Raw genomic sequence first — 23,930 nt, 5'->3', positions numbered from 1 at the left:
TTCATTCTCTTAAATCCAACATAACTCTTACATTGGAGTTTACATTCACCACATGTTTATCTAGTATAAAATGATACATATCTTTACATACACTAGATAACAAGGGAGATTACAACATGCGCAAAATTTCAACAAAACGTTTCGCCGGATGGCCCCTATCATTCCTCTTATGTGCCTCCATTTTGTTCGCCCCTTTTGCTTCCACTCCGGTTCAGGCTGCTGAGGCAGACAAGGAAACCAAGATCACGTTGCTGGGTACATCGGATATACATGGTCGATTCATGCCGTGGGACTATGCTCTGGACGGTCCAAATCCAACTGGTAGCATGACACAGCTCTACACGATTGTGAAGAAAGTCCGTGCGGAGAATCCCAATACAATCCTGCTGGACGCAGGAGACATGATTCAGGATAACTCGGCTGAGTTGTTCAATGATCAACCTCAATCTCCCATGATGGTTGCAATGAACGAGATGAAATATGACGCATGGGTCATGGGTAACCATGAGTTTAACTTTGGACTGGACGTACTGGAGAAGATCTCTTCCCAATTCAATGGACAGCCTCTCGTGGGTAACATTTTCAAAGAAAACGGCGACCGCTACATGCCTGCCTATACGATTATCGAGAAAGACGGAATCAAAGTGGGTGTCATTGGAATGAACACACCTATGATTACCGAGTTTGAAAAAGGGACGGATCACCTGGACGGTATCATCGTCAAAGATCCTGTGGAAGAAACCAAGAAGGCCATTGCTGAGTTGAAAGGCAAAGTCGATGTCATGGTTGGACTCATGCATATGGGATTGGATAACGAGAACGGAAATCCGGGCACCGGAGTGACGGATATCGCCAACGCCAACCCGGAGCTGGCTGCCATTTTTGCCGGACACATGCATACCTTGATTGAATCCCAAACGGTTAACGGCGTATTGATCTCCGAACCGAATAAATATGGCTCACATATTTCACGAATCGATCTGACATTTGAAAAAGACGGCGACAAAGTTGTGCTGAAAAGCAAGGAAGCTCAAGCTCTCGCTGTAAAAGCAGCCGACGGAACATATGAAGTCTCCGATCCTGCGCTGGAAGAGACTTTGCACCCATTCCACGAGTTCGCTCGTGCCGATGCCAATATTGAAGTGGCTGAACTGAAAGGAACGAACCTGGTGCCTGCTGATGAGATTAAGGGTATCCCTGCGGTGCAGATCCAGGAAACACCTTTGTCTGACTTTTTCACCGAAGTGATGTTGCACTACAGCGATGCCGATGTGGTCGCGCACCAGATTGATAACGACAAGGCCAAGCTGGATATAGGCCCGATTAAGAAAAAGGATATTGCTTTCAACTACCAATACACCTTTGGTGAAGTAACCGTGTATGAAGTGACCGGACGTGATCTGAAGGATTACATGGAGTGGTCTGCGGGGTACTTCAACTCCACACGCCCGGGTGATGTGACCATCAGTTTTGATCCGAAACGACGTGCTTCCAAATACAGCACCGATGATTTCTTCGGCGGCGTAACGTATGAGATTGACCTGACCAAACCATACGGCAGTCGGATTACAAATCTCAAGTACAGCAACGGTACGACAGTAAAAGAAGACGATACGTTGAAACTTGGCATGAACGCCTATCGAATGGAAGCGCTGATTGCCAAAGGCGGAGCCATGGAAGGGCGCAAGTTCAAGCAGCTCTGGTCCTCCAAGGATGCTTCGGCATTTGGTGAGATTCAAGGCACAATTCGCAACCTGTCCATCGCCTATCTGAAAGATGTCATGAAAGGTGTCTACGAACCGAAGATTCAACACAACTGGAAAATCACTGGCGTAGACCTGACTGCACCGGAGCGTGCAGATGTGGTGGAGTTAATTAACGATGGCATCATGTCTGTGCCAACAACAGAAGATGGCAAGTACACCAACATTGCCTCCATTAACATTTTGGATACGGTGACTCAGGAAGAGATTGATACGCTATCTGCCAAAGCAGATGTGAGTGCGGCACAATTCGCAGGCGTGAAAACCAAGGGAGCGTTCTATCAACAGCTGAACAAAGCTCGCAAAGCGGCAGGCAATGGCGAGGGAGAAACTACTCCTGAGAAGCCTACGACACCAACAGTACCAAAACCAACACCGACTCCAGGCACGTCGAAACCTGTTAAACCATCAACACCAAGCACTGGTAAACCGGATACCGTCATCAAAGGCAAACAAGCCAAGGTTACTGCGGCTTACCTGAACGTACGCGCTGGCGCTTCATCCAAAGCCAAGGTCGTTGCTGCCGTACCGAAAGGTACCCTGCTTGAGGTAATTAGTACAGACAAGTATGGTTGGGTAAAAGTGAAGTTGGATGGACGTGTAGCATTTGTATACGGGAGATATGTGAGTATCTTGAAATAAGTACAATCGTGACGCACCACGCTTAACGAAAAAGAAAAAAGGGCGATTCTCCCATGAATATCATGGTGAGGATCGCCTTTTGCTAGGTTAACAAACCGTTAGGATTATCGCTGTAACTGCTCTATGGGAAAAAGTCATTTAGCCTTGTGGCAGGTTCTTGATTTTATCTATAAAAGAATCCAGCTGTATTCCATTCGTTTGTTCCGTAAAGTCACGTAATTCCTCCGATTCACCCTCATAGGCAGCAAGTACGTAGTCATCATCGACAATATAGTATGTGCCGTAGCGAGTGAACGAATTATATATACCTTTAAGCTCAACCTCTCTTCACATCCCAGTTTGCCAGCATGCCTCTCGCCATTTCCATCGTCGACTCTTCCCCTGTGGTTAGAGCAAATTTGGCAACCAGTGCCGGGTAAGCAGCCCATTGTTCCCGAATATGTTCAAACATCTGAGGCCATGTCCTTCCCCCTGCCTTCTCGTATCGCTTCAGCAGATCGCGTAGTCCATCATCTTGGAAAAGTCCATAAAGGATTACAAAATCCTTACCCGGATCAGCGATCTCCGCTTCCGTCCAGTCGATGAGTCCGGTTACCCGCTGTGTATCATCGACAATGATATGCGGTGGGTGCAGATCCCCGTGATTAAACGTCGAGTGCTTCGGCCAATAGCTACCCACAGACAGCCACACCGTCCAGCGTTCCGCCAGTTGGTCCGGTACCGTAAAATTCTTTTTAATCTCCTCTATATTTGCCGCAAACTCTTTGCGAGCTTCCATAGGCGTCTTGATCCGAACTCCGCCCCTGGCCGCCTCCTCAGGATCAATGTTGTGCAATGCGGCAAGTGTAGCAGCCAGTGAATCCAGGAACTCGTCAGACAAGGTCTCCTGCGGGAAACGCCACGCATATCCTGCGCCAGCAGGATCTACCACTGCAATCGGGTCGCCATCCAATAGTGGATAAGCGATAAGTTCGGGCGTGCAGATTCGCCAGTCCGGTACCTGTGCCGGAACACTCCCCCGGACAACGTCCAGTACTCTACGTTCATTCTCGGCACGCCCCCATACGTCTTCACGCCGCGGCTGACGCAGAACCCACTTTTGTCCACTTATATCAGTGGCGAAGGCTACACGGAAGTCCATCCCGGACTCATTGATTTCCATTGATTCCTTGCGGATTTGAAGCCCATTTTGTTCAGCCAGCAACCATATATCCTGTGTGAAATCCACTTGTTCATTTGACTTTGTCATATCCAAACCTCCCCTTTTCCTTGGAAAAATAAAAAACACAGACATTCATGCCTGTGCTTTCGATCTCGGAATAGGGCTATACCTATTTTTGCGCATCCCCATAGTGGTACATCAAAGAACCACTCTTATGCAAGAGTGTCCACTACAAATAACGGCATACGTGTAAACAGGCAAACTTCTCCCGATGATCTGCACACAGGCAGTGAAACAGCAAGCGCAAGCAAACGTTCCGCTACTATCTCAATCGAAAAAAATTTACCACACGTATCCCTCCGTTCAGTAAGATAACTATATGCTAACATATTCCAATTTCTAGCACCAGACTGAATCGACTGATTTTCGTTTTTTTATTGATGTACAGGAACTTCATTCTCTCAGGTAACGTCCATAGTTATAGATTGATTAAAAAGGATGCGAGGTGAGCACCCCAATGTCCATTGTACGAAGGTTATCCTTATTACCAGTGATCTTGCTTCTGCTAACGCTCGGATGCGCAGAGCAATCCGAGGAACAAGGGAAAGAGAAGCCACATGTACGAGGAATTATTACGGATTTTGAGGAAGAAAGAGGTCAGGTACTCATCGACAATAAAGAAGATGGCGGTGTTGATTCAGGACCGATTTGGGTCTCGCTCAGCAAGGACGCCGAACTCATCGTTGGAGGAGAGATTGTCGCCGTCTCTTTGGATGAAACAATGGTTGGTCGAAGTGCAGAAGTGTGGGTCAATGGAATTATTGCTCAATCTTACCCTCCCCAAACCAAGGCTGTAAAAATGGTCATTCACTAACACCAAGCAAACTACCGATACATTTCGTTTCACGTGGAACGTTATGATACACATACGAATAGCAACAAACGTTGCTCCCTCAAATCAGAAATCATGAAAACAATTTACACACTTAAAGCATTTACTCCGTTAGCCTGCCTGCATATAGAGTATAATGAAGAGGTATACGATAAATGTACGGTGCAATGCTTGTATGTAGAGTATTCAAAACTAACGCAAAAGAGGTAAACGATGAGCGAGCAACAATTTAAAGATTATGGACTTGGTGAAGAGATCGTAAAAGCACTGGACAGTCTGGGCTATGAGACACCAACCGAGGTTCAAACTAAAGTTATTCCGGTAGCACTTGAGAATCAGGATCTTGTGGTCAAATCACAGACAGGCAGTGGTAAAACAGCCGCCTACGGCATTCCGCTCTGTGAGCTTGTGGATTGGAATGAGAATAAGCCACAGGCTTTGATTCTTACCCCAACCCGGGAACTGGCTTTGCAGGTTAACGAAGATATTACGAATATCGGCCGCTTTAAGCGTATTAAAGCAACCGCACTATACGGACAGTCCCCTTTTCATATCCAAAAAGCAGAGTTAAAACAAAGAACACACGTGGCTGTTGGTACACCAGGTCGGGTACTGGATCATATCGAACGCGGCACGCTGCCACTCGAACGGATCGCCTATCTCGTTATTGACGAGGCTGATGAGATGTTGAATATGGGCTTTATTGAGACGGTACAGTCCATCATTCAGAAACTGCCGCAGGAGCGAGTAACGATGTTGTTCTCCGCTACGTTCCCTGAAGATGTAGCCAAGCTGTCACGCAAATACATGAACAAACCGGTGGAGATTGAGATCAAGGCAAGTGGACTGACAACAGCCACCATCGAACATGCCGTGATTCACGTTCCAGAGGTGAACAAAACCGCGCTGCTTCAGGACTTGTTCATTGTGGAAAATCCGGATAGCTGCATTGTGTTCTGCCGTACGCAGGAAAATGTGGACAAACTGTTCCGTGTCATGGCTGACCTTGACTATCCAGCAGATCGTATCCATGGTGGTATGGAGCAGGATGAGCGGATTGAAGTGATGAACGCATTCCGACGGGGACAATTCCGTTATCTGATCGCGACAGATGTAGCTGCACGTGGTATTGATATCACAAATATTACTCATGTCATCAACTACGATATTCCTTTGGAAAAAGAGGGATATGTTCACCGTACAGGCCGTACGGGGCGCGCAGGCAAAACAGGTAAAGCCATTACGTTGATTACACCGAAAGATGGCAGACGTCTGGCGGAGATTGAATCCTATATTGGATTCGAAATCCCTGTCGTGAAAGCACCTTCCGAGGAAGCTGTAGATCGCCGCAGAGAAGATTTTGAGAAGCGATTGAAGATCGTTCCTGAACGTAAAAAGGACAAGCGTGAACAGCTGAACCAACAGATCATGAAGCTGAACTTCAACGGAGGCAAGAAGAAGAAACTTCGCGCCGTAGACTTTGTAGGTACCATCGCCAAGCTTGAAGGGGTTACTGCAGACGACATCGGGATCATTACGATTCTGGATAATGTGACGGATGTAGAGATTCTGAACGGCAAAGGCCCACTCGTATTAGAGCTCATGCAGAATACAACGATCAAAAAGATGCAGCTCAAGGTTCGCAAAGGTCATAAATAGTTTGGTAAACACGGTCAAATAAATAGAAATTCAAACAGGGATAGTGGACTCTTTTCTAAGTCTGCCATCCCTGTTTTCATTACCTCTTCTTTTTCCGCACTGTACCGCCTTCTACCGTATACCTAAATAGCGCATCTTCGGCGCCCCCTGTATCATCCGTAACTTGAAACGTCGCTGCATCTCCCGACTTATAAACCCCACCCGTCACAAAGCTGAACACTACACGGTCGTCTTTGCCCCAATATGGATTCAGCATGACAAATGTACTTCCATTGACACCCTTTACCGTACGGTTGCCATTGGCATTATATAGACCATTCTGATCCGTGGCCCAACTCTGGGGATCGGCATCGAATAGATGTGTAAAGCTGGCTCGATCGATATGTTTATTCGGTTTACCCCACAGATACACACGATCGGCATCCACCGCCCAACTGCCCGAAGGTGTTATTAACTCAAACGTTGCTGCATCCGCCCCCTTGATCATCTGAAGCACATCGTCTGGATGACCAAAAGGCTGACTTGTCCGAACAACCTCGGCACGATACACATGGTGCTGATCCTTGGAAAGTCCGAGATGCTCTGTCCCGGCAAACACTTCAAACTCCCGAGCATCTGCCTCATCGACACGATATCCGTTGTAATACACATGATTGCGGTCACGTCCAAAAGGGCCACCTAGTGGCTGAAACGTATCCGGGTCTGCTCCTTGTACAGTACGCCACTGAAAATAAACCCGTTCCTGGTCCCGTGCAAAGTGCTCATCCAGTGGTTCAAAGGTAGATCTGTCCGCTCCACGGACAAGGTTGAATACCGTTTTCGCTTCTCGACGATACGTACCGCCCCATTCTGTTTTATAAAAAATAGACGACGCAGTCTCAACCCAATTCCCTGTGATCTGCGTAGCGCCCTCTGCACTGTGTGCATATTGATCATTCCACCAGCCAGGTACGTCGGAATGATGCTCACGCAACCATTCTCTCACCTCATCCTTGTCCCCATTCGCATAGCGAAGAGAGCTGGACAGATGGAACAGGTGGTCTTTGTCGGTACAATAATCGTGATGAGCAATCACAGCATTTGTATCGATATCCTCAAAAAGATGAAAATGCTGGCTACTCTTCACATATAAATAACGTTGGTCCTGCGCAAAGTAGGGCGTATCCGGCAACAGCCGAAAGCTGTTAGGATCGGAGTCAGGCACGGCCTGATCTTCCAGATAGACATACTGAGAGTCGCAGCAGTAATCTTCATCGATCACACGAAAAGCTTCCGTATCCCGACTGAACAAACTCGCCTTATTCTTGCGGGCATTGAACCACCATATTCCCTGACGATCGCGCAGGTAGGCGAAGGTCAACCATCCCTTTTGATGCGTAGAGATGACTTCAAAATCCTGAGCAGTAATGCCTCCCTTAATCGGAGTGTTCTTTCCATCCTCGTCATTATGCAATTTCACCTGAAGGTCCTCATCTACAATAAACTTGTTCATGACGGTCCACCCTCCAACCATGATGTGAATTCAGTCTAGCTTTATTTTAACGTGTGTACCTGATCCGCTCTACATCATCGTACTAGATATTTAGCAACATTTCCTCTGCTCTCACCGCTCAGCCACGATGAAATGAAGGTTTGTTCAGCAATGGATGGATTGTTCACTTGAAAAAGAGTCTAGCCGAACTACAATATAAATGAAAGCGCTACATTTTATCTGATATCTTTCGGGAGGTGTATGTAATGGGTAACAGGAAAGCCGTCTGGTTTCTGGTCTTTGCACTCACGTTCACCCTGTTTGGACTTCATCCTGAACGAACAAGCGCAGCAAGTGTCACGATAACCAATGGTACCGATTGGCTCGACACCGCAGGCAACCCCATCCATGCGAACAGCGGCAACATTCTGCAGGTAGGCTCGACGTATTATCTGTACGGTGAACATGCGGTGGGTGGCAGGTTCGACAGTGTGAACGTGTACACCTCCACCGATCTGAAGAACTGGACTTTCAGCAACGCCATTCTGACGAAAGATTCGGCAACTGAGTTGGCCTCCAGTAAAATCGAACGCCCCAAAGTCATCTATAACGCCTCCACCAATCAGTATGTGCTCTGGGCACACTATGAGAACGGTACAGACTACAACCTCGGGCGTGTAGCAGTCGCAACAAGCAATACCCCGAATGGCAAATTCACCTATGAGGGCAGCTTCCGCCCGCTGAATTATGAATCCCGTGACATGACCGTCTTTGTTGATACAGATGGCACAGGTTATCTGGTTACTGCTTCACGCAAAAATGGCGGTGCCAATGATACGATGGCTATTTTTAAAATGAATGCAAGTTACACCGGAATACAATCCTTCGAAGGCTGGCTGTTCGAGAACGCCTATCGTGAAGCACCTGCCGTTGTGAAAAAAGGAAACCGTTACTACCTCTTCACCTCCCAAGCGGCTGGCTGGTATCCGAATCAGGGTGCTTACGCTACAGCCACTTCCATGACGGGTCCATGGACTGCGCTTACGCCATATGGCAATCCATCTGCCTTTGGTTCGCAGATTCATGATATTGCCACGATTACAGGCAGCAATACCACATCCTACGTCTACATGGGGGATCGCTGGAATCCGATGAACCTCGGAGAGCACAAACATATCTGGCTGCCGCTAACCTTGAATGATTCGAACGGAACAGCATCACTGGAGTGGTATACAACATGGAATATCGATGCAGTAACGGGTGCAGTAACACCACCTGCTCTCGTCAACCATGCACAAGGCAAAACAGCTACCGCCATCTCCACAGCCTCCGGCTCGTCTGCATCCAACGTTAATGATGGTAACTACCAGACTTCATGGGTGGCTTCCTCCAATAGCTGGCCTGCCTGGTGGCAAGTGGACTTCGGCGCACCCAAGACGATCACCGAGATCGACACCTCCTGGTTTATGTATAAAGGTTCTGAAGGGTACTACAAATACAAAATTGAGATTAGCAACGATGGTGTTAATTACTCCACCTTGGATCGCACCAACAATCTGACCTATGGTTTCACCACGGACGCCGTGCACTTCACCGCCCGTTATGTACGGATCAATATGGTGAACGCCGTCTTGTGGAATAATCCGGGGAACTGGTATACCCCAACTCTGCACGAGGTCAAAATGTTGGGCCCTGCAACACCGGAAGCCACAGGTTACAGCCGGTTCAGTTCACACAACTATCCGGATCAATACATCCGCCATGCCAATTACACCGCTCGCATGGATGCCAACGTCTCCCCTGTTCTGGATTCACAGTTCCGCGTCGTACCGGGTCTTGCCAGCTCCACAGGAATTTCACTGGAGTCCATTAACTTCCCAGGCTACTTTCTGAAGCGTAATGCCAGCAACAAAATTGTACTTGAAGCCTACGCCGACACCGCTGCCTATAAAGGAGATGCTACGTTCCTAAGCAGCCCTGGTTGGGCTGACAGCACCAAAGTATCCCTTCAATCGTACAGTCAGCCCGGATATTACATCCGGCATTATGACTACGTGTTACAACTCGATGCCATCAATGCATCCAGCAGCTCAACGGTGAAGAGTGATGCCACGTTTGGGCGAACCAATTTCTAAGCCAATGAATTGGAGATGAGGATTAACCACCCACATCTACAATTAATATCTCGAGGAAGAACCGTTTTTTCAGGAGTCACAAACTGAAGAAGCGGTTCTTTCTGCTTCACCATTTCAGATATAGATCACGTAACCCCATCTCAGACTGAAAATGCAGGTTTCATTAGAGCGTAATCGCCAGCCAGACTGGCTAATGGCTGCCAGCTCTCTATCGCTATTTTATAATGACCGGCATATGCCTCTGCATCCACCCGTACGTGCTCTACTTTTCCAAGAACCAGATGATCTGTACCCACCGCAATAATCCGATCCAGTGTAAGTTCAAAAGCAATCGGAGATTCGAGCACGGAAGGTACATCTACACGTATGCCCGCTTTCGGAGTAACGCCTGCCAGTTCAAATTCATCTTCGTCCGATGCTACATCTGCTGACGAACGCTGCATGGACGCTGCAAGTACAGCGGGAACTACATTGATCACAAACTCTCCCGTCTCCCGAATATTGAGGAGCGTATCCTTCACGGTACCTTGCCTCTCACCTACACCGGGTCCAACAGATATGAGCAGGGTTGGTGGATTGCGCGAAGCAACGGTAAAAAAACTAAAGGGCGCCAGATTAAGAGCACCGTCCTTGCTTCTCGTAGAAACCCAGGCAATAGGCCGTGGCACCACGGAACCAATCATCAATTTATACATTTCATCGATGGTGATATCATCTGCTGCAAACTCAAATACATTGTTTCTTGCCAATTACATTCGCTCCTTTTCCCCATCCCAACAGAAGCTCCTTCGGTTTACAAAGCCCCATGGGAAACATATAGTTGGTATAAGAATATACACTTGTTCACCACAAAAAAAGTACGCACTTTGAAGTGCGTACCTGCCTAAAGGAGCTTATTCGTGATGGATAATCCGAGCACAATCCCAATGGAAACACTAACTCCATTCGACTACACCCTATCCATTATCGGCGGGAAGTGGAAGATGAAGATCATGTATCAACTTGCCTTCCATGGGGTCACACGCTACGGCGAACTCAAACGGCGTGTCCCCGGGATTACGTACAAGGTGTTAACCTCTCAACTGAACGATTTGGAACGTGAAGGTGTGATAAAACGAGTGGAGTATGATCAGACTCCGCCCAAAGTGGAGTATTCCTTAACACCCCGAGGCAAGAGTCTGATGCCCATTCTAGAGGAGATCTGCAAATGGGGTGTGCATAACGTGCCAGATTCACAGACACTTCATGAACTATAGAGAACTATTGATGATGTCTGCGAATGCGTCCCTATTGTACGTATCATCCTGAATGCGCCATTCTCCCTGATCTTGCAAAAAGGTGATATCGCCCGATAGCGGAATAGACTTGAACTCCTTGCCGTTCTCGTCTGTAAACTTCAGATCGAGCGTGTATTCCACAAGAATCCAGTCACTCTTGTTATCTTTGATCTTGGTTTGTATATTTTCAGGATGCAGTTTCGCTTGTTCGATGTGTGCAACCTGAAGAGGCAAGACAATATATCGATTAGCCATGTAAGCCTCATAATTCCTGGAGGTCAGGAACGGCTTCATCGTCTCTCCTTTGGCCAATAACCCATCCATCTCTAATGTATCATCATAGTCCTTGCCATCCACAGTGAGTTCTGTTGTCTTATAATCCAGCGACATTTCGAGCGCTTGTTGCTGCTCCTCCGCCGTCGCCTTCTGGTCCCCCGTATCACTTGGCTGTTCCGTTGCTGGTGGAGTGACGGGTTCCGTGCTTTCCGCTGGTTCAGATGATGTACATCCCATTAACATGGCGGCGGAAAGAAATAGTATCCCCATCACAGATGCCAACTTGCGCATGGTTAATCCCTCCCTTTCTCGTCAGTATTACTCTCAATTATCCCTTCAATAGGATATAATGTCCAGTTATTGGGCGCATCTGAACAGACACCCAGTGAATTACATCCATTCGGTGTCATCTTCATCATAGATTGTGTTATAGTCGTCGGGAAGTGATTTGGAGGAGATAATAATGATGATCAAAATTACAACTGGACCAACTCTCGAAGGATAGCGCCTGCGGGTCCAATAACTGCGTGTTTCCTTCAACATTGAAGGTGTGAAAGCTATGTCAACTTATCAAGTCGTTCCCATGGTCTATAACTCCAAGGAACAGATTGAAGCAATTATTTTACTCGAACAACAATGTAAACAGCTCGATTCCATTCATCTGAAAGCAGACCTTGACCATATCAGTAAAAAAGACGGAGACCATGCACTCCTCTGTTATCGCGACGGTGAATTGGCAGGACTCCTCAGTTGGTATGCTTCTGACGTCGTAACCGGAAATATTAACGCCATCGTACATCCGCATTATCGTCGCCAAGGTGTGTTCAGCAGCCTACTGAAAAGGGCCACCCTGGACATGAAACCACAGGGAATCAACCAACTCAGTTATCGCGTTCCTCAGGGTTTATCTCCGGGTGTTCTTACTGCCCAATCCCTTGGAGCCATTTATGATCGTGCGGAGTACTCGATGCAACTTGTGAATGAGGTCCTTTCGGTTGTGGAGCCGCCTGAACTAACGTTGTCCGTGGCAGAAGCCGAGGATATGGAGTTTGTGGTCACTTGCTCATCCCAAGCCTTTGGAGATTCGGAGGACTGGACACGCGAGTACTTTATGCAAACAAATGAACCCAGCCGAGTCACCTATATTGCATGGCAGAATCAACTGCCTGTTGGGCTGGTACGGGTCAACTCCATTAATGCAACGACTGCATTTATTCATAATTTCTGTATCTTTCCTGCTTATCAGGGACAGAAACTGGGGCGCACTGCGCTTAGCATCCTGGTTGATCTCCTAAGAAAACAAAGTTACACAGATATCCGCTTATCCGTTGTTACCGAGAACAAACGTGCTTTGAATCTGTACTGCAGTGTTGGTTTTGAAGTGAATTCTGAGTATCACTATTTCAACGGTAGTTTATAAAAGGCAGTGGAGAGAGATCGTTTTCCTCAAAGGGAGACGGTCTCTCTTTATATATTGGAGAATTGAAAAATCAATTTATAGCCATCGAACGTTTGCCCGTACATTTCTCGATAGTTACCTTTGGTATAATGATTCACTGTTTTCCGCCAGAAAGATTGGCCAATCTTATTTGTCTCCGATGGATTGGTGAACAACTCCCAGTTTCCTCTAAACATGCCGAAGATCGTCGATGCCACGTGTTCAGCAACGCCTACACCTCGAAACGGCTGCATCAGAAAGAAGTCATGTACAAAGAAATCAGTGCCTTGTGAACAATATGGCGGAGTAGCTATGAACGCAAACCCTGCCGGTATGCCATCCACAATCATGAGGAACGGATAAAGACACTCCGGTTTTTCCCACCAAATGTTCTGTACATCATACTGATCCTGTAACGTTTTATAATCAGGACTTGGTTCGAAAATGCCATGTTTGTTCGGGGTATGCTCTCCACCCAGACCATAATGTCCGGATAGATCATGAAGGTATAACGGGTACATATTTTTAATCATATACGCCTCGTCTTTATTCGTTAATTTCACTTCTATACTCATATTATTCATATTCACCAACCTTACCAGATGATTTAAGGAGTTATTTTCAAGAACTCTCACCCCATAACCTTGTACCGTCAAATGAATTGTACGCGTAGTTAACAACCTCTTATATGTAAAAAACCTTTAATAACCATTTTTTATCCTTACAGGAAAAAGCCACATCCGATTGTTCGAACATGGCTTCTATAGTTTCATGCCTTTTTGCAATACACAATTTTCTTGATGCTATCGATGGATAAACAGTAATGGTCCGCAAGCTGATCGATAGTTGTTCCAGCAGCAAAAAGCTGGCGAATCTCGTCGTTCCGCTCCTGGACAATCCTTCTGCCACCCGAGTTCTCTCCCCACTTTTTATGGGCATCCTTGGGCCTCGGAATATAGATCAATCCACCGGGGATATGACGCTGTATTTCTCTGATCAATTCTTCCGGGAAGATCGTGTCTGCATTAATATATTTCACGTTGCTCCACTCCTTAAAAGTTAAAATCTTTAAGGTAGCAGAGTCGTACGACGAACACATCGGATATGCACTATAGTGATATGGCGGAAATGGATTTCACGCTCTATACAAACAACCGCCGTTGTTCATCACATGGACTCTGCATAGAGCGGATCGTGAAACTTCTTATGAATCGAATCATGGTAGCCCCCCAATCAGTAAATCTTATTCGTGCTAAAAGAACTTTTAACTGTCCATACCATAATAAGGATAACTATTTTTAATGGAAAAATCTAGTCGTCAAATTTGTAATAAACCCCAGTTAATTCTTCTGAAACGCTCCATAGCTTGTTTGAAATGTTAGCATCATATAATTTTTCGATGATCTTAGCGCTCTTGGGATAGCCCTTAGTGCCGCCCATACCACTGGGAGCAATATACTCCCCTCCCGTGATCGTCGGATCTGCTGCAGCATATAAGGTAGGTAATGCCCCCATATGTGCCGGTTGACTAATGATTTTCAAAAGACTGCGCATGAATATATTGGTCTGTTTCCCCGAACCGAAGGAAAATAGATTGGTATGCGAAATCCCTGGATGAGCGGCGATACTCATGGAATCAATATGGGCGGAATTAAATTTATTCTGCAGCTCTCTTGCAAACATCAGATTGGCTAGCTTGCTTTGACTGTAGAACTTCATGGGATTATATCCTTTGGAGCCATCTAAATTATTAAAATCAATTACACCATTATGAGCTGCCATACTACTTACAGTGACTACTCTCGATTTCGGAGTAGAGATCAATCGAGGCAATAGTAGACCCGTAAGCGCAAAATGGCCTAGATGATTACTACCAAACTGTAATTCAAAGCCATCTTTCGTCAACTGGAATGGAGGGTTCATAATTCCTGCATTATTAACGAGAATGGACAAAGAATCGTATTGCTCAAGAAAAGCGGCTGCGAACTCACGGATACTAGCTAAATCGCTAAGGTCGAGCTGCATAACGATTACCTCTCCAGCTACATGCACAGACGACTTTATTTTATTAGCTGCCTTTTCACCTTTTTCCAGATTACGAACTGCAAGGATAACTTTTGCGCCTTTTTCAGCTAACGCTAATGCCGTTTCATACCCTAACCCGCCGTTCGAACCTGTCACAATCACTACTTTATCGGATACAGTCGGGATGATGTCTTTAGTCCAAACTTCGCTCATTTGTCTACACACCTTTCTTATCTCTTCCTTGATACCCTAATATCCAGCGTTTGAAAGCTTTTATCCCCCACCATACTGACTTAAACTCCGTTCCAGCATCCCTCTAACCTGCTGTTGCAGTTCGAGCGGAGACACCACCTTCACTTCCGGCCCATAGGAGAGTAACTTTCGCGCTGTAAAAGAGAACTCCTCCGGCGGAACCAGTCCGCGCCACTCATTGCCTTCAACCGACTTGAACAGCACATCTGAAGCGGCAATCCTTGCTCCAAATTCCGTGAATTGCAGTACCACTTCTACGCTTGCTCTGTCTTCTTTGGTATCAAGCCATGTCTTCAGACTCGGAATAGATTCATCTACGGATTCCATAACAGCCAACTGCTGTATGCGATCCACCCGATACAATAATACGCGGTCCTTATTTCGAGCTGGCATGTACCAATGTCCCTGCTCATAGTAGATGCCATAGGGAAAGACTTGGGCTTTTTTACGACCACTGCGGGCATGATACATAAATTCGATTTCTCTCTTTTCTACCGCTGCACCCAATATCTCGGTTGTTAAAAGCTCGGCATGCCCACCGGGGTGCTGGACAAAGGTGATATGCTCTCTCATTCGCATGATCAGATCCTGTACATCCTCAGGCAAAGTAGAGAAATACTGTTCAGCCAGATGTCCACGCATTGATCCATATGGAAAATCCGGGACTTGCTGTAGATATTCCAGCATCATAAACAGCCCTAATGCCTCCTGTTGTGTGAGTTGGAGAGGTGGCAAAATCCGATTGGGCAACACCCGGTATCCGCCGTTCACGCCAACTTCTGTGTACAAAGGAAAACCAAGCGCCTGCAATGCATCCAGGTCACGCTGGATCGTACGAACCGATACGTCAAACCGTTCTGCCAGTTCCCGGGCTGTAAACTTCTGTCTGGAATCCATCAGGCGCATGATCGCCAGTTTCCGATGATTCATGAATTCAACATCCTAACTACGTCAACTTTTGTCATAGTTAAAGTGTATCATACATTTTGGAAGGGAGCGATGAACATGTCTGATAACAAAACAATTTTGTACATTGCTATGAGTTTGGATGGATATATCGCAAGACTGGACGGTTCGGTCGATTGGTTATTTGATGTGGAGGGTGATGGTGGAGACAACGGGTATGCTGCATTTTATCAAACGATTGGTAGCGTTGTTATGGGACGTTATACGTATGAAGAGGTGCTCACACTTTCCGAAGATTTCCCCTATGCGGATCGGCCAACATATGTGCTTTCTCGCTCGGAACAGCCTCCCGCTCCGCATGTACAGTTTACAACCGAGACGGTAGATACGCTCATTCCCCGATTAAAGCAGACTTCTGATGGAGATGTGTGGATTGTGGGTGGCGGAATACTGGTTGAAGCTGTGTTAGCAAAAAAAATGCTGGATGAGATTGAAGTTGCCATCATTCCCAAAATTCTTGGTGAAGGCATCCCCTTATTCCCGACAGGCACTGTGCCCAGTCAATTCAAAATGGTCCGGACCCAGACGCTGGGACAGATCATTTCGATTCGTTATGAGGTACAGAACAGCGGCACAGCGGACACACCTTCGAATGTCTAGATAAGTAGAAAAGGAAAAAGACCATTCTTATGAAGAAGGGACCTCATAAAGTTAGACACCATCTAACCATTGAGGTACATTTCATGAAGGAGTGGTCTTTCCTTTTCCATATTTCAAGCTATCCTATCATTCCTCGTACATATTCCGCTAACACCTCTGCCGTCCTACGGTGAGATAACTCGCCTGGATGGGTGCGCGCCCCTACCGTCTCTTCGGTTGTATCAGGAAGCTGGATGATTGAGACCTTGTGGTCGCCTGTCCCCTTCGTATACGCATCAACCGCGCGGTAGATGGCGGGCATCATGGGAAAACCAAGCATGCCATAAGCCCATACGAGATGTGCCGCCGGATTGTTTTTCCGAAGTTTGAACAGGTACTGTTCCACCGCTTTCTCAAAAGCGGCCAGATCCTCTTCATGATACGTTCCGTCCTCGTTCATCCGCTGCTTGTACACCTTGCCAGTGTCGGGATCTTTCCACTCAGGTGACTGAAATGCACCCCCATCATTGCTGCCCAGGTTCACAACCACCACATCCGGTTGCCACGAACCAAAATCATGCATTTCTCCTGCTCCGAGCGCTTTGTTACGTTCTCCGGCAAGCAGGCCACAGACCTGCTCGTAATAATCGGAGATGTTCCCCTTCGGGTTGTTATCCCAACTTGTCAGCACACCCCAGCCACTTTGCGAGATGACCCGGTATTCTGCATTCAATGCCTCTGCTGTCATATACGTATAATTATGTATGGCACTAAACCACATCGGAATCCAATCTTCTTCCGCTTTTGCCCCAATCGCACCTTCGCCAGATGTAATGCTGTCACCGATGAACTCGATTTTGTACGGTTTTTCCCGCACAGGCAGGAACGCTCCATCGGATTTCACCGCATGAATCTGCAAGGAACAACCCGGGTCACCACTCATCGCTTGAACATCCTTAACGATCCGAACATTCTTCACCACATCCGCGTTCATACCCCGAAATACACAGACCCAGTATCTTCCCGCCACTAACATCTGTCTACTCACCGGAACACCGTTGATCAGAATGCTGATCCATGACTCATACATGTCATACTGCGACTCCAACTCAACCCATAGTTCGGAGCCCTGTACATTAAGTTCAACTGCACTTCCCGTCCAAAATAACGTCAACGGCGCCAGCTCTCCAGTTGTTCTGCCATGCACTTTGAGATTATGAACATCGGGCAGAGCAGTTACCTTTAAACTCTCATTAGCTATCACCATGCAAACCTCCTACGTTTGACTCAGATTATAAGCAGGCTCTCTACATGCTTCGGATATGCACTTAACTGATATTATGCAACTTTTGAAGCGCTTCCTCTTTGTTTTTCAAAAAGAAAAAATGCTTGCCATTGTTGCACTCATAGATGAAATCTCTCAGGCTCTTGCTGGTATGTCCTTCGAAATCTCCCACAATAGCAAGCTTAACATGATAGTTCACGTATTTCTGCAAAATCTCGCCTGCAAGCTTGGTTTTCAGTTCGAAGAACTCTTCGGTGATGTTCGTTTTGTCGATAATGAGCTTGTCAGCATCATCGGTATACCTTACCGAAGCCATCAAATCCAGTGCATCTTGAGCATTGTTGATGACGATGCCATTACTTTCAATAATGGCGACCTTGGAATTGCCCTGTTGATCAATAGTTATGATCATATCACTTTCTCCTTTGAACATCGTTTCTTTATAATATCTCGCAATTCTATAATAAAAAGCAATAATTATAGACTGTAATTCATATGATATAATGGGGTTATTTCCTAACTAAACTAAATCTCGTGACTTGCGAAGAAAAGAGGAGTCCATGGACACAAAGTGGCTAGAATGGGCAAAACAGATTCAAGCTATCTCACAAACAGGTTTAACCTATGCCAAGGATGTTTATGATATCGAGCGATACGAGGAATTGAGACGCATTAGTATTGATATCTTAAGCAACTATACTTCTGTTAACAAAGAGAAAATATCACTTACATTTGCAAGTGATTCAGGATACGCGACGCCTAAAGTCGATATTCGTGGTGTTGTTTTCAGGAAAAACAAAGTACTTTTGGTTCGAGAGAAGATAGATGGGGCATGGGCATTACCAGGGGGATGGAGTGACATCGGCCTATCACCATCAGAAGTAGCTGTGAAAGAAATCAAAGAAGAATCCGGTTTTGATGTTGTGCCGATGCGGTTGTTAGCAGTATTGGACAAAAAATTCCATGGACACCCACCTGAGCCTTATCACGTATATAAGATGTTTATCCGCTGTGACATTGTGGGAGGGCATGCGGAAACAGGTGTAGAAACCAGCGCAGTTGATTTTTTTGCTATCGACGCTTTACCTGAATTATCATTGGAAAGAAATACGCTGGAACAAATTAAAATCATGTTCGAATTTCTTGAACAACCAGATAAAGAAGTCATTCTGGATTAAAATAATAACCCCTTCAGCTTCCCGACCTAAGTCCATCATACCTGATGTCTTTAGTGCACGGCCTGCCATAAGGGGTTATCTTTTCGAAAGACTATAAAACCTTACCCAGAAACGCCTTGGTCCGCTCATGCTGGGTATTCTGAAAGAGCTCTTCTGGCGTGCCTTCTTCTACAATATATCCGCCATCCATAAAGATCACCCGATCCGCCACCTCACGGGCAAAGCCCATCTCGTGTGTAACAACAATCATCGTAATCCCCTCATGAGCGAGGTCTTTCATGACTTGCAGCACTTCTCCAACCATCTCCGGATCCAGTGCAGATGTAGGTTCATCGAACAGCATCACACTTGGGTTCATGGCAAGTGCACGCGCAATGGCCACACGCTGTTGTTGTCCACCCGACAACTGCTCGGGATAAGCATCCCTCTTCTGAGACAGCCCAACCTTGCCGAGCAGTTCCATTGATTTTTTCTCATTCTCAGCCTTACTCAGTTTCTTGATATGCTTCGGCGCGAGCATAATATTCTCCAGCACGGTCAGATGTGGGAAGAGGTTGAACTGTTGAAACACCATGCCCACATTGGTTCGTAACTGATCGATATCCGTCTTGGGTGAAGTGACCTCAACACCACCAATCGTTACCTTGCCAGACGTCACACCCTCCAGCAGATTGAGACAGCGCAAAAACGTACTTTTACCAGACCCGGAAGGCCCGATGACGCATACAACTTCTTTCTCCTGAATCGTTGTGGAGATGTCCTTCAGCACCTCATTGGCACCAAACTGCTTTTTTAGATTCTGTACGGTAATCATCGGATCGCATACCTCCTTTCAATGAACCGGGAAGCCCGGGACAATAGCACAATAATGATCAGATAGAATATGCCCACCACACCCCAGATTTCGAATGCCCGGAAGTTGGAGGAAATAATAATCTCCCCGCTCTGCGTTAATTCTGCGATACCAATTGCAGACAGCAACGATGTATCCTTAATTGTAATAATGAACTGGTTCACAAAGGTAGGAATCATGCGCCGGGTTGCTTGGGGTAACACGACCAGCCTCATCGTCTGGAAACGCGTTAATCCCAGGGATCGCGCCGCCTCATGCTGCCCGTTGCTAATGGAATTAATCCCTGCCCGGAAGATCTCCGAGATGTAGGCTCCGGCATTCAGACTTATCGCAATAATCCCTGCGGTCATCGCCGGAATGCGCATATCCAGGAACACAGGCAGCCCGAAGTAGATGAAATATACCTGCACCAGAAGGGGTGTACCACGGATGATATCCACGTAAAGTGTAGCTACCAGCCGCAACAATCGATTCAAAGAAGTACTCATCAGACCTGAGATCAATCCGATCACCATCGCAATGATGAGTGAGATCACGACTAGTTTTAACGTAACGACTGTACCCTCGAGCAGAAGAGGCAGTGCGTCTATTATGACTTGCAAGGAGGAGTCCATCCGTACCACATTCCCTTCTATTTAGCCGTTGTTCCCAGATATTTTCCAACAATCTCGTCGTACTTTCCGTTTTCCTGCAATTTCTTCAGTCCATCATTGATCTTCTTCTGCAATTCCGTATCACCTTTGGCAACAGCAATACCATAGAAGTCACCGTTCAATCGGTCTCCAACGATTTTGAGTTTGGCGTTCGGGTCGATGGCAATCTTATAGGAGATGACGGGGAAATCCTCCAGCGTAGCATCTGCGTTTTTGTTCGCGACTTCCTGATACATCGATGGGCTGTCATCAAAATATTTCACGGTTGCCCCATAGGTTTTTGCATATTCATCTGCAAGATTGGCACCTGAGGTTCCTTTTTTAATCGCAATAATTTTTCCTTTTAAATCTTCAGGACTTTGGATGTCCGCGTTATCTTCATGTACGATTAGGGACAGACCGGCCTGATAATACGGGTCCGAGAAATCCACGACTTTTTTACGTTCGTCCGTAATGCTAATGCCTGCAATGGCTCCGTCCAACTGATTCGCCGTAATAGCCGGAATGATGCCTTTGAAGTCCATCGGTTTGATCTCTACCTCAAAGCCCTCTTCTTCCGCAATCGCGTTCATGAGGTCAATATCGATCCCTACATATTTTCCGTCCTTCTGGAACTCAAAAGGGGGATACGTTGCATCGGTACCAAATGTGTATTTCTCAACAGCTGAACCACTTGCCGACTGGGCGCTATTCTCTTCACCCGATTTCGCTGCACCGCAGGCACTGAGTGTTAGAGCAAGAACGGACGCCATTACAATGGATGCTACCTTTTTCATAGAAAAACCCCTTTTCCGAATTAGATTGGGATCGACCGAATCGACCGTTTGTATTTCAGCATTTTGCATAATTCGAATCAAACTCGCTTCCGGGTATAAGATATAGACGAATAGAATCATTTCGATCTATATCTTTCTGATTGAAAGACGCTCACCGGATTTATGCAAAATGCTTATTCATGTACGTATTGTAGTTCGCTCCCTACGCCAACTTACATGATCCTACATAAAATAATCACAATTTATGATAATTAAATTCACATGTGTTGTTTTCAAGTAGATAAAAGCGTGAAAAACGCTATTGAAAGATCTGTTTCCAATATTATATGTAAGGTTATATAACAATAAAAAGCATTAAAAACAAAAAAACCGAACATCCGTGAAGTGTTACTTCCGGGAATTCGGCTTTTGGATAAGAGATACACTATCTCAATTATTCATCTTTTCAATCGTCTCCATATAGAACACATGCAGGAACTTTTTGATATTAACCTTGCCTTTGTCGCCTGCCTGATCTTCTTCCATCGCTCTCATCTTCATTCGAACATCCTGGAAGTCAAAGTAGAGGGGAGCATAATGTTCAAACTTGTGGTTGCTATAATCGGTGAGTCCAATCGAGGCCATGTTTGTCAGTGCGGCAATCACCGTTCTGCGAATACGTTGTTCCATCGCCTTGCACTCTTTCTCCACGTCTTTGGGCGTAGACTTGTACGTCTGGGCCACCGCTTCATACGACTCCTTCAGTGGCGGCCACTCCGCGACCTGCTTCTGGTCAATCGCATACTCCATGAGCGCAATGATGTCCTTGCTACCACTTTCTCCGATGATCCCCAGATCCATCAGAATGCTTCTTGCCGCATCTCGCACCGTCCGACCTTGGGCAGGGGCCGGCGCTTCCACCAGATTCAATCGAGCCATCGACTGCTTGATCTCCAGCACGTAACGTTCATACTTCCACTGTTCATTCACTTTGCTGAGCACATGCTCCACTTCCACCCGATTAATCGGTTTATGAATGAAGAATTCAATGCCGGTCTGGTAGGCCGCCCCTACCATCTCCTTGTTCTCCACCTGAGAGATCATGATGAATTTCCCGGTATAACCGCCCCGCTTCAGCTTCGCTACCGTCTCAATCCCGTCCTGATCCGGCATCAGCAGATCAATCAGCACCACATCGGGACGCAGATCCATGATCATGCGTGCCCCTTCTATACCGCCCTCTGCCATGCCTGCAAGCTCGCCGATTCCACAGGATTCGATGATATCATGCAGCATACTCCGGCTTACCACATCATCATCCACGATCATGATAGAAAGTGTCATCGACATCGCCCCCCTTGATTAGATTCATTTTGGGAATCGCTATAGCAAATGTAGTCCCTCTAGCTCCCGGAGGCGCAGATTCAACCTTAATCTGTCCCGCCAATGACTGAACGATATCACGTACATGAGACAGGCCAATGCCTGTTGCAGCAATGCCAACTTCATTGAATTTCGTTGTATAGCCCGGTTCGAAGATCACATCCCGTTTGGCTTCAGGTATACCTTTCCCAGTATCCATCACGACCAAATGCACGTCATCTTCCTGCTCATACACACGAATTCGGACCGTCCCTTCATGCTCAATCGCCTCTACCGCATTGGCAATCAGGTTGTTCATTACCGTTAGAAGAGGAATGTAGTACGGGGACTCACAATCATACTGTTGCTCGATGTCGATCTCGACCTGCTTATGCAGCATCTCACTATATTTTCGGTTTGCTTTACTGGCAAAGTTCAGCACTTCGGATAAGCTCATGTTAACCGCTTTTTCGTTATCATACAGCTTCAGCAGACCCGCGAGAATGCGTTGTGAATCCTTCTTCACTTCATGAATCTGCTGAGCGATGCCCAGCGTGCGCTGACTGTATTGATTCATGTCGTGCTCTCGGAGATCGCGATATAGATCATAGCTGTCTGCCGTAATGCCTTCGATCGTATTCATCGCTTTCTTGAGGTAAAAAACCTCGCCATACAGACCCGAGTTCACACTCAGCATCTGCTCCATCCGCTTCTCCTGTTCTGCATGTAAAAGCCGCATCTGCCTCACCGCAAAGCTGTTATAGAGCCCAATCACAAAGTAACTTCGCAGACCGCCTACCACAAGCAGATACAACCATTCCTTCATATAAAAGATATTGGTCCCGCTTAACATTCCGCGAAGAAGAAGCTCAACAAGATTAGAGGAGAAATCGATACATGTGATTAACCCGCCGAGCAGAAGAGGCTGCATCTCATGGAATCGATGCTTGAACTTGCTAAGCCCATAGGCAAAGACCACATAATATACGCCTGCCCCCAGGTTGTCCCGCATGCTTTCCAGAATGGACACGGTCTGTACATGATTGATGAGATCTGCCGACTGAAACAGGAAACTTGTGATGCCTGTCAGGATTCCTGTCTTCACATAAGACAAGTGTGGCATGATCATCAGCAGAAATAAAAGGATGCTAACCCCCAGCCCGATTCGGAAGTAATCTTCCCGGAACGGATTTATCTTGAATTGCGCCCCTACCGCAGTGGCAAAGGCAATGGCCGTCATCTGTACATTCTCATTTTTGACCCAATTGCGCATCGATCTTTTCACCCACTATAACAACGTTTAGCGC

Annotated in this window: 23 protein-coding genes; 8 read left to right on the top strand and 15 right to left on the bottom strand. The window is 46.5% G+C overall.

What is annotated here, in order from left to right; genetic code table 11:
* Positions 1-116 precede the first annotated feature (116 nt).
* The gene (locus tag BLS69_RS20085; RefSeq protein ID WP_091035467.1) at positions 117-2,405 is read left to right on the top strand and encodes a 5'-nucleotidase C-terminal domain-containing protein; all 2,289 of its coding nucleotides are present in this window, start codon (positions 117-119) and stop codon (positions 2,403-2,405) included.
* A 316-nt stretch (positions 2,406-2,721) separates the two neighbouring features.
* Here the strand turns inward: BLS69_RS20085 and BLS69_RS20080 are convergent, their stop codons facing one another.
* The gene (locus tag BLS69_RS20080) at positions 2,722-3,654 is read right to left on the bottom strand and encodes a macrolide 2'-phosphotransferase (protein ID WP_091035466.1); all 933 of its coding nucleotides are present in this window, start codon (positions 3,652-3,654) and stop codon (positions 2,722-2,724) included.
* A 430-nt stretch (positions 3,655-4,084) separates the two neighbouring features.
* Here BLS69_RS20080 and BLS69_RS20075 point away from each other — a divergent pair, with 430 nt between their 5' ends.
* Both BLS69_RS20075 and BLS69_RS20070 read left to right on the top strand, forming a co-directional pair.
* On the top strand, positions 4,085-4,441 hold the full coding sequence (locus tag BLS69_RS20075) for a hypothetical protein (protein ID WP_091035462.1): 357 nt from the start codon (positions 4,085-4,087) through the stop codon (positions 4,439-4,441).
* Between the two features lie 231 nt (positions 4,442-4,672).
* On the top strand, positions 4,673-6,118 hold the full coding sequence (locus BLS69_RS20070; protein WP_091035459.1) for a DEAD/DEAH box helicase: 1,446 nt from the start codon (positions 4,673-4,675) through the stop codon (positions 6,116-6,118).
* A 79-nt stretch (positions 6,119-6,197) separates the two neighbouring features.
* On the opposite strand, the gene BLS69_RS20065 is transcribed toward BLS69_RS20070, so the two are convergent.
* The gene (locus BLS69_RS20065) at positions 6,198-7,610 is read right to left on the bottom strand and encodes a DKNYY domain-containing protein (protein WP_176872888.1); all 1,413 of its coding nucleotides are present in this window, start codon (positions 7,608-7,610) and stop codon (positions 6,198-6,200) included.
* 245 nt (positions 7,611-7,855) lie between these two features.
* Between BLS69_RS20065 and BLS69_RS20060 the strand changes: the two genes are divergently transcribed.
* The gene (locus BLS69_RS20060) at positions 7,856-9,724 is read left to right on the top strand and encodes an AbfB domain-containing protein (RefSeq protein WP_091035453.1); all 1,869 of its coding nucleotides are present in this window, start codon (positions 7,856-7,858) and stop codon (positions 9,722-9,724) included.
* 140 nt (positions 9,725-9,864) lie between these two features.
* Here BLS69_RS20060 and BLS69_RS20055 read toward each other — a convergent pair whose 3' ends face one another.
* Positions 9,865-10,473 carry a flavin reductase family protein gene (locus BLS69_RS20055; protein ID WP_256332366.1) on the bottom strand — a complete coding sequence of 203 codons (609 nt, stop codon included), beginning with the start codon at positions 10,471-10,473 and terminating at the stop codon, positions 9,865-9,867.
* A 153-nt stretch (positions 10,474-10,626) separates the two neighbouring features.
* On the opposite strand from BLS69_RS20055, the gene BLS69_RS20050 reads away from it, so the two are divergent.
* The gene (locus tag BLS69_RS20050; RefSeq protein WP_256332365.1) at positions 10,627-10,980 is read left to right on the top strand and encodes a winged helix-turn-helix transcriptional regulator; all 354 of its coding nucleotides are present in this window, start codon (positions 10,627-10,629) and stop codon (positions 10,978-10,980) included.
* On the opposite strand, the gene BLS69_RS20045 is transcribed toward BLS69_RS20050, so the two are convergent.
* Complete coding sequence (locus tag BLS69_RS20045; RefSeq protein ID WP_091035450.1) at positions 10,975-11,568, bottom strand: hypothetical protein; 594 nt, start codon at positions 11,566-11,568, stop codon at positions 10,975-10,977. The two genes, BLS69_RS20050 and BLS69_RS20045, sit on opposite strands and share 6 nt — an antisense overlap.
* A 268-nt stretch (positions 11,569-11,836) precedes the next feature.
* Between BLS69_RS20045 and BLS69_RS20040 the strand changes: the two genes are divergently transcribed.
* The gene (locus tag BLS69_RS20040; RefSeq protein ID WP_091035448.1) at positions 11,837-12,697 is read left to right on the top strand and encodes a GNAT family N-acetyltransferase; all 861 of its coding nucleotides are present in this window, start codon (positions 11,837-11,839) and stop codon (positions 12,695-12,697) included.
* Positions 12,698-12,744: 47 nt separating this feature from the next.
* Here BLS69_RS20040 and BLS69_RS20035 read toward each other — a convergent pair whose 3' ends face one another.
* The 4 genes from BLS69_RS20035 to BLS69_RS20020 all read right to left on the bottom strand — a co-directional run bounded on the left by BLS69_RS20035 (position 12,745) and on the right by BLS69_RS20020 (position 15,922).
* Positions 12,745-13,299 (bottom strand): hypothetical protein, encoded by a 555-nt coding sequence (locus BLS69_RS20035; RefSeq protein WP_256332364.1) that lies wholly within the window; start codon positions 13,297-13,299, stop codon positions 12,745-12,747.
* A 185-nt stretch (positions 13,300-13,484) separates the two neighbouring features.
* A complete protein-coding gene (locus tag BLS69_RS20030; RefSeq protein ID WP_091035445.1) occupies positions 13,485-13,754 on the bottom strand; it encodes a CD3324 family protein in 270 nt (89 codons plus the stop codon).
* A gap of 272 nt (positions 13,755-14,026) precedes the next feature.
* Positions 14,027-14,953, bottom strand: coding sequence for an oxidoreductase (locus BLS69_RS20025; protein WP_091035442.1), 927 nt, complete (start codon positions 14,951-14,953; stop codon positions 14,027-14,029).
* A gap of 60 nt (positions 14,954-15,013) precedes the next feature.
* Positions 15,014-15,922 (bottom strand): helix-turn-helix transcriptional regulator, encoded by a 909-nt coding sequence (locus BLS69_RS20020; RefSeq protein ID WP_091035439.1) that lies wholly within the window; start codon positions 15,920-15,922, stop codon positions 15,014-15,016.
* A gap of 69 nt (positions 15,923-15,991) precedes the next feature.
* Here BLS69_RS20020 and BLS69_RS20015 point away from each other — a divergent pair, with 69 nt between their 5' ends.
* Complete coding sequence (locus BLS69_RS20015) at positions 15,992-16,558, top strand: dihydrofolate reductase family protein (RefSeq protein WP_091035437.1); 567 nt, start codon at positions 15,992-15,994, stop codon at positions 16,556-16,558.
* 118 nt (positions 16,559-16,676) lie between these two features.
* Here the strand turns inward: BLS69_RS20015 and BLS69_RS20010 are convergent, their stop codons facing one another.
* Together BLS69_RS20010 and BLS69_RS20005 are read right to left on the bottom strand one after the other, a co-directional pair.
* Positions 16,677-17,804 carry an SGNH/GDSL hydrolase family protein gene (locus tag BLS69_RS20010; RefSeq protein WP_176872886.1) on the bottom strand — a complete coding sequence of 376 codons (1,128 nt, stop codon included), beginning with the start codon at positions 17,802-17,804 and terminating at the stop codon, positions 16,677-16,679.
* A gap of 61 nt (positions 17,805-17,865) precedes the next feature.
* Entirely contained in the window at positions 17,866-18,234 is a 369-nt protein-coding gene (locus BLS69_RS20005; protein WP_091035434.1) for a DUF4180 domain-containing protein, read from the bottom strand.
* Positions 18,235-18,382: 148 nt separating this feature from the next.
* Between BLS69_RS20005 and BLS69_RS20000 the strand changes: the two genes are divergently transcribed.
* A complete protein-coding gene (locus tag BLS69_RS20000; protein ID WP_091035430.1) occupies positions 18,383-19,000 on the top strand; it encodes an NUDIX hydrolase in 618 nt (205 codons plus the stop codon).
* Between the two features lie 91 nt (positions 19,001-19,091).
* Here BLS69_RS20000 and BLS69_RS19995 read toward each other — a convergent pair whose 3' ends face one another.
* The 5 genes from BLS69_RS19995 to BLS69_RS19975 all read right to left on the bottom strand — a co-directional run bounded on the left by BLS69_RS19995 (position 19,092) and on the right by BLS69_RS19975 (position 23,896).
* Positions 19,092-19,814 carry an amino acid ABC transporter ATP-binding protein gene (locus BLS69_RS19995; RefSeq protein WP_091035428.1) on the bottom strand — a complete coding sequence of 241 codons (723 nt, stop codon included), beginning with the start codon at positions 19,812-19,814 and terminating at the stop codon, positions 19,092-19,094.
* Complete coding sequence (locus BLS69_RS19990; RefSeq protein ID WP_074092820.1) at positions 19,811-20,467, bottom strand: amino acid ABC transporter permease; 657 nt, start codon at positions 20,465-20,467, stop codon at positions 19,811-19,813. Before BLS69_RS19990 ends, BLS69_RS19995 begins: the two co-directional genes overlap by 4 nt.
* A 17-nt stretch (positions 20,468-20,484) precedes the next feature.
* Positions 20,485-21,282 (bottom strand): transporter substrate-binding domain-containing protein, encoded by a 798-nt coding sequence (locus tag BLS69_RS19985; protein ID WP_091035425.1) that lies wholly within the window; start codon positions 21,280-21,282, stop codon positions 20,485-20,487.
* A 429-nt stretch (positions 21,283-21,711) separates the two neighbouring features.
* Complete coding sequence (locus tag BLS69_RS19980) at positions 21,712-22,605, bottom strand: response regulator (RefSeq protein ID WP_091035421.1); 894 nt, start codon at positions 22,603-22,605, stop codon at positions 21,712-21,714.
* Positions 22,577-23,896, bottom strand: coding sequence for a sensor histidine kinase (locus BLS69_RS19975; protein WP_091035418.1), 1,320 nt, complete (start codon positions 23,894-23,896; stop codon positions 22,577-22,579). The genes BLS69_RS19980 and BLS69_RS19975 overlap by 29 nt, the downstream gene beginning before the upstream one ends.
* Positions 23,897-23,930 lie beyond the last annotated feature (34 nt).

This window comes from Paenibacillus sp. CF095 (genome assembly GCF_900101225.1).
In the GTDB taxonomy this organism is placed as follows: Bacteria; Bacillota; Bacilli; order Paenibacillales; family Paenibacillaceae; genus Paenibacillus.
The sequence above is the reverse complement of the archived record's forward strand: the minus strand, read 5'-3'. Positions and strand labels throughout refer to the sequence as shown.

Bases quoted from the DNA above. Each gene is read 5' to 3' on its own strand.
- BLS69_RS20085 (WP_091035467.1), top strand. From the start codon at position 117: ATGCGCAAAATTTCAACAAAACGTTTCGCCGGATGGCCCCTATCATTC.
- BLS69_RS20080 (WP_091035466.1), bottom strand. From the start codon at position 3,654: ATGACAAAGTCAAATGAACAAGTGGATTTCACACAGGATATATGGTTG.
- BLS69_RS20075 (WP_091035462.1), top strand. From the start codon at position 4,085: ATGTCCATTGTACGAAGGTTATCCTTATTACCAGTGATCTTGCTTCTG.
- BLS69_RS20070 (WP_091035459.1), top strand. From the start codon at position 4,673: ATGAGCGAGCAACAATTTAAAGATTATGGACTTGGTGAAGAGATCGTA.
- BLS69_RS20065 (WP_176872888.1), bottom strand. From the start codon at position 7,610: ATGAACAAGTTTATTGTAGATGAGGACCTTCAGGTGAAATTGCATAAT.
- BLS69_RS20060 (WP_091035453.1), top strand. From the start codon at position 7,856: ATGGGTAACAGGAAAGCCGTCTGGTTTCTGGTCTTTGCACTCACGTTC.
- BLS69_RS20050 (WP_256332365.1), top strand. From the start codon at position 10,627: ATGGATAATCCGAGCACAATCCCAATGGAAACACTAACTCCATTCGAC.
- BLS69_RS20045 (WP_091035450.1), bottom strand. From the start codon at position 11,568: ATGCGCAAGTTGGCATCTGTGATGGGGATACTATTTCTTTCCGCCGCC.
- BLS69_RS20040 (WP_091035448.1), top strand. From the start codon at position 11,837: ATGTCAACTTATCAAGTCGTTCCCATGGTCTATAACTCCAAGGAACAG.
- BLS69_RS20035 (WP_256332364.1), bottom strand. From the start codon at position 13,299: ATGAATAATATGAGTATAGAAGTGAAATTAACGAATAAAGACGAGGCG.
- BLS69_RS20025 (WP_091035442.1), bottom strand. From the start codon at position 14,953: ATGAGCGAAGTTTGGACTAAAGACATCATCCCGACTGTATCCGATAAA.
- BLS69_RS20020 (WP_091035439.1), bottom strand. From the start codon at position 15,922: ATGAATCATCGGAAACTGGCGATCATGCGCCTGATGGATTCCAGACAG.
- BLS69_RS20015 (WP_091035437.1), top strand. From the start codon at position 15,992: ATGAACATGTCTGATAACAAAACAATTTTGTACATTGCTATGAGTTTG.
- BLS69_RS20010 (WP_176872886.1), bottom strand. From the start codon at position 17,804: ATGGTGATAGCTAATGAGAGTTTAAAGGTAACTGCTCTGCCCGATGTT.
- BLS69_RS20005 (WP_091035434.1), bottom strand. From the start codon at position 18,234: ATGATCATAACTATTGATCAACAGGGCAATTCCAAGGTCGCCATTATT.
- BLS69_RS20000 (WP_091035430.1), top strand. From the start codon at position 18,383: ATGGACACAAAGTGGCTAGAATGGGCAAAACAGATTCAAGCTATCTCA.
- BLS69_RS19995 (WP_091035428.1), bottom strand. From the start codon at position 19,814: ATGATTACCGTACAGAATCTAAAAAAGCAGTTTGGTGCCAATGAGGTG.
- BLS69_RS19990 (WP_074092820.1), bottom strand. From the start codon at position 20,467: ATGGACTCCTCCTTGCAAGTCATAATAGACGCACTGCCTCTTCTGCTC.
- BLS69_RS19985 (WP_091035425.1), bottom strand. From the start codon at position 21,282: ATGAAAAAGGTAGCATCCATTGTAATGGCGTCCGTTCTTGCTCTAACA.
- BLS69_RS19980 (WP_091035421.1), bottom strand. From the start codon at position 22,605: ATGACACTTTCTATCATGATCGTGGATGATGATGTGGTAAGCCGGAGT.
- BLS69_RS19975 (WP_091035418.1), bottom strand. From the start codon at position 23,896: ATGCGCAATTGGGTCAAAAATGAGAATGTACAGATGACGGCCATTGCC.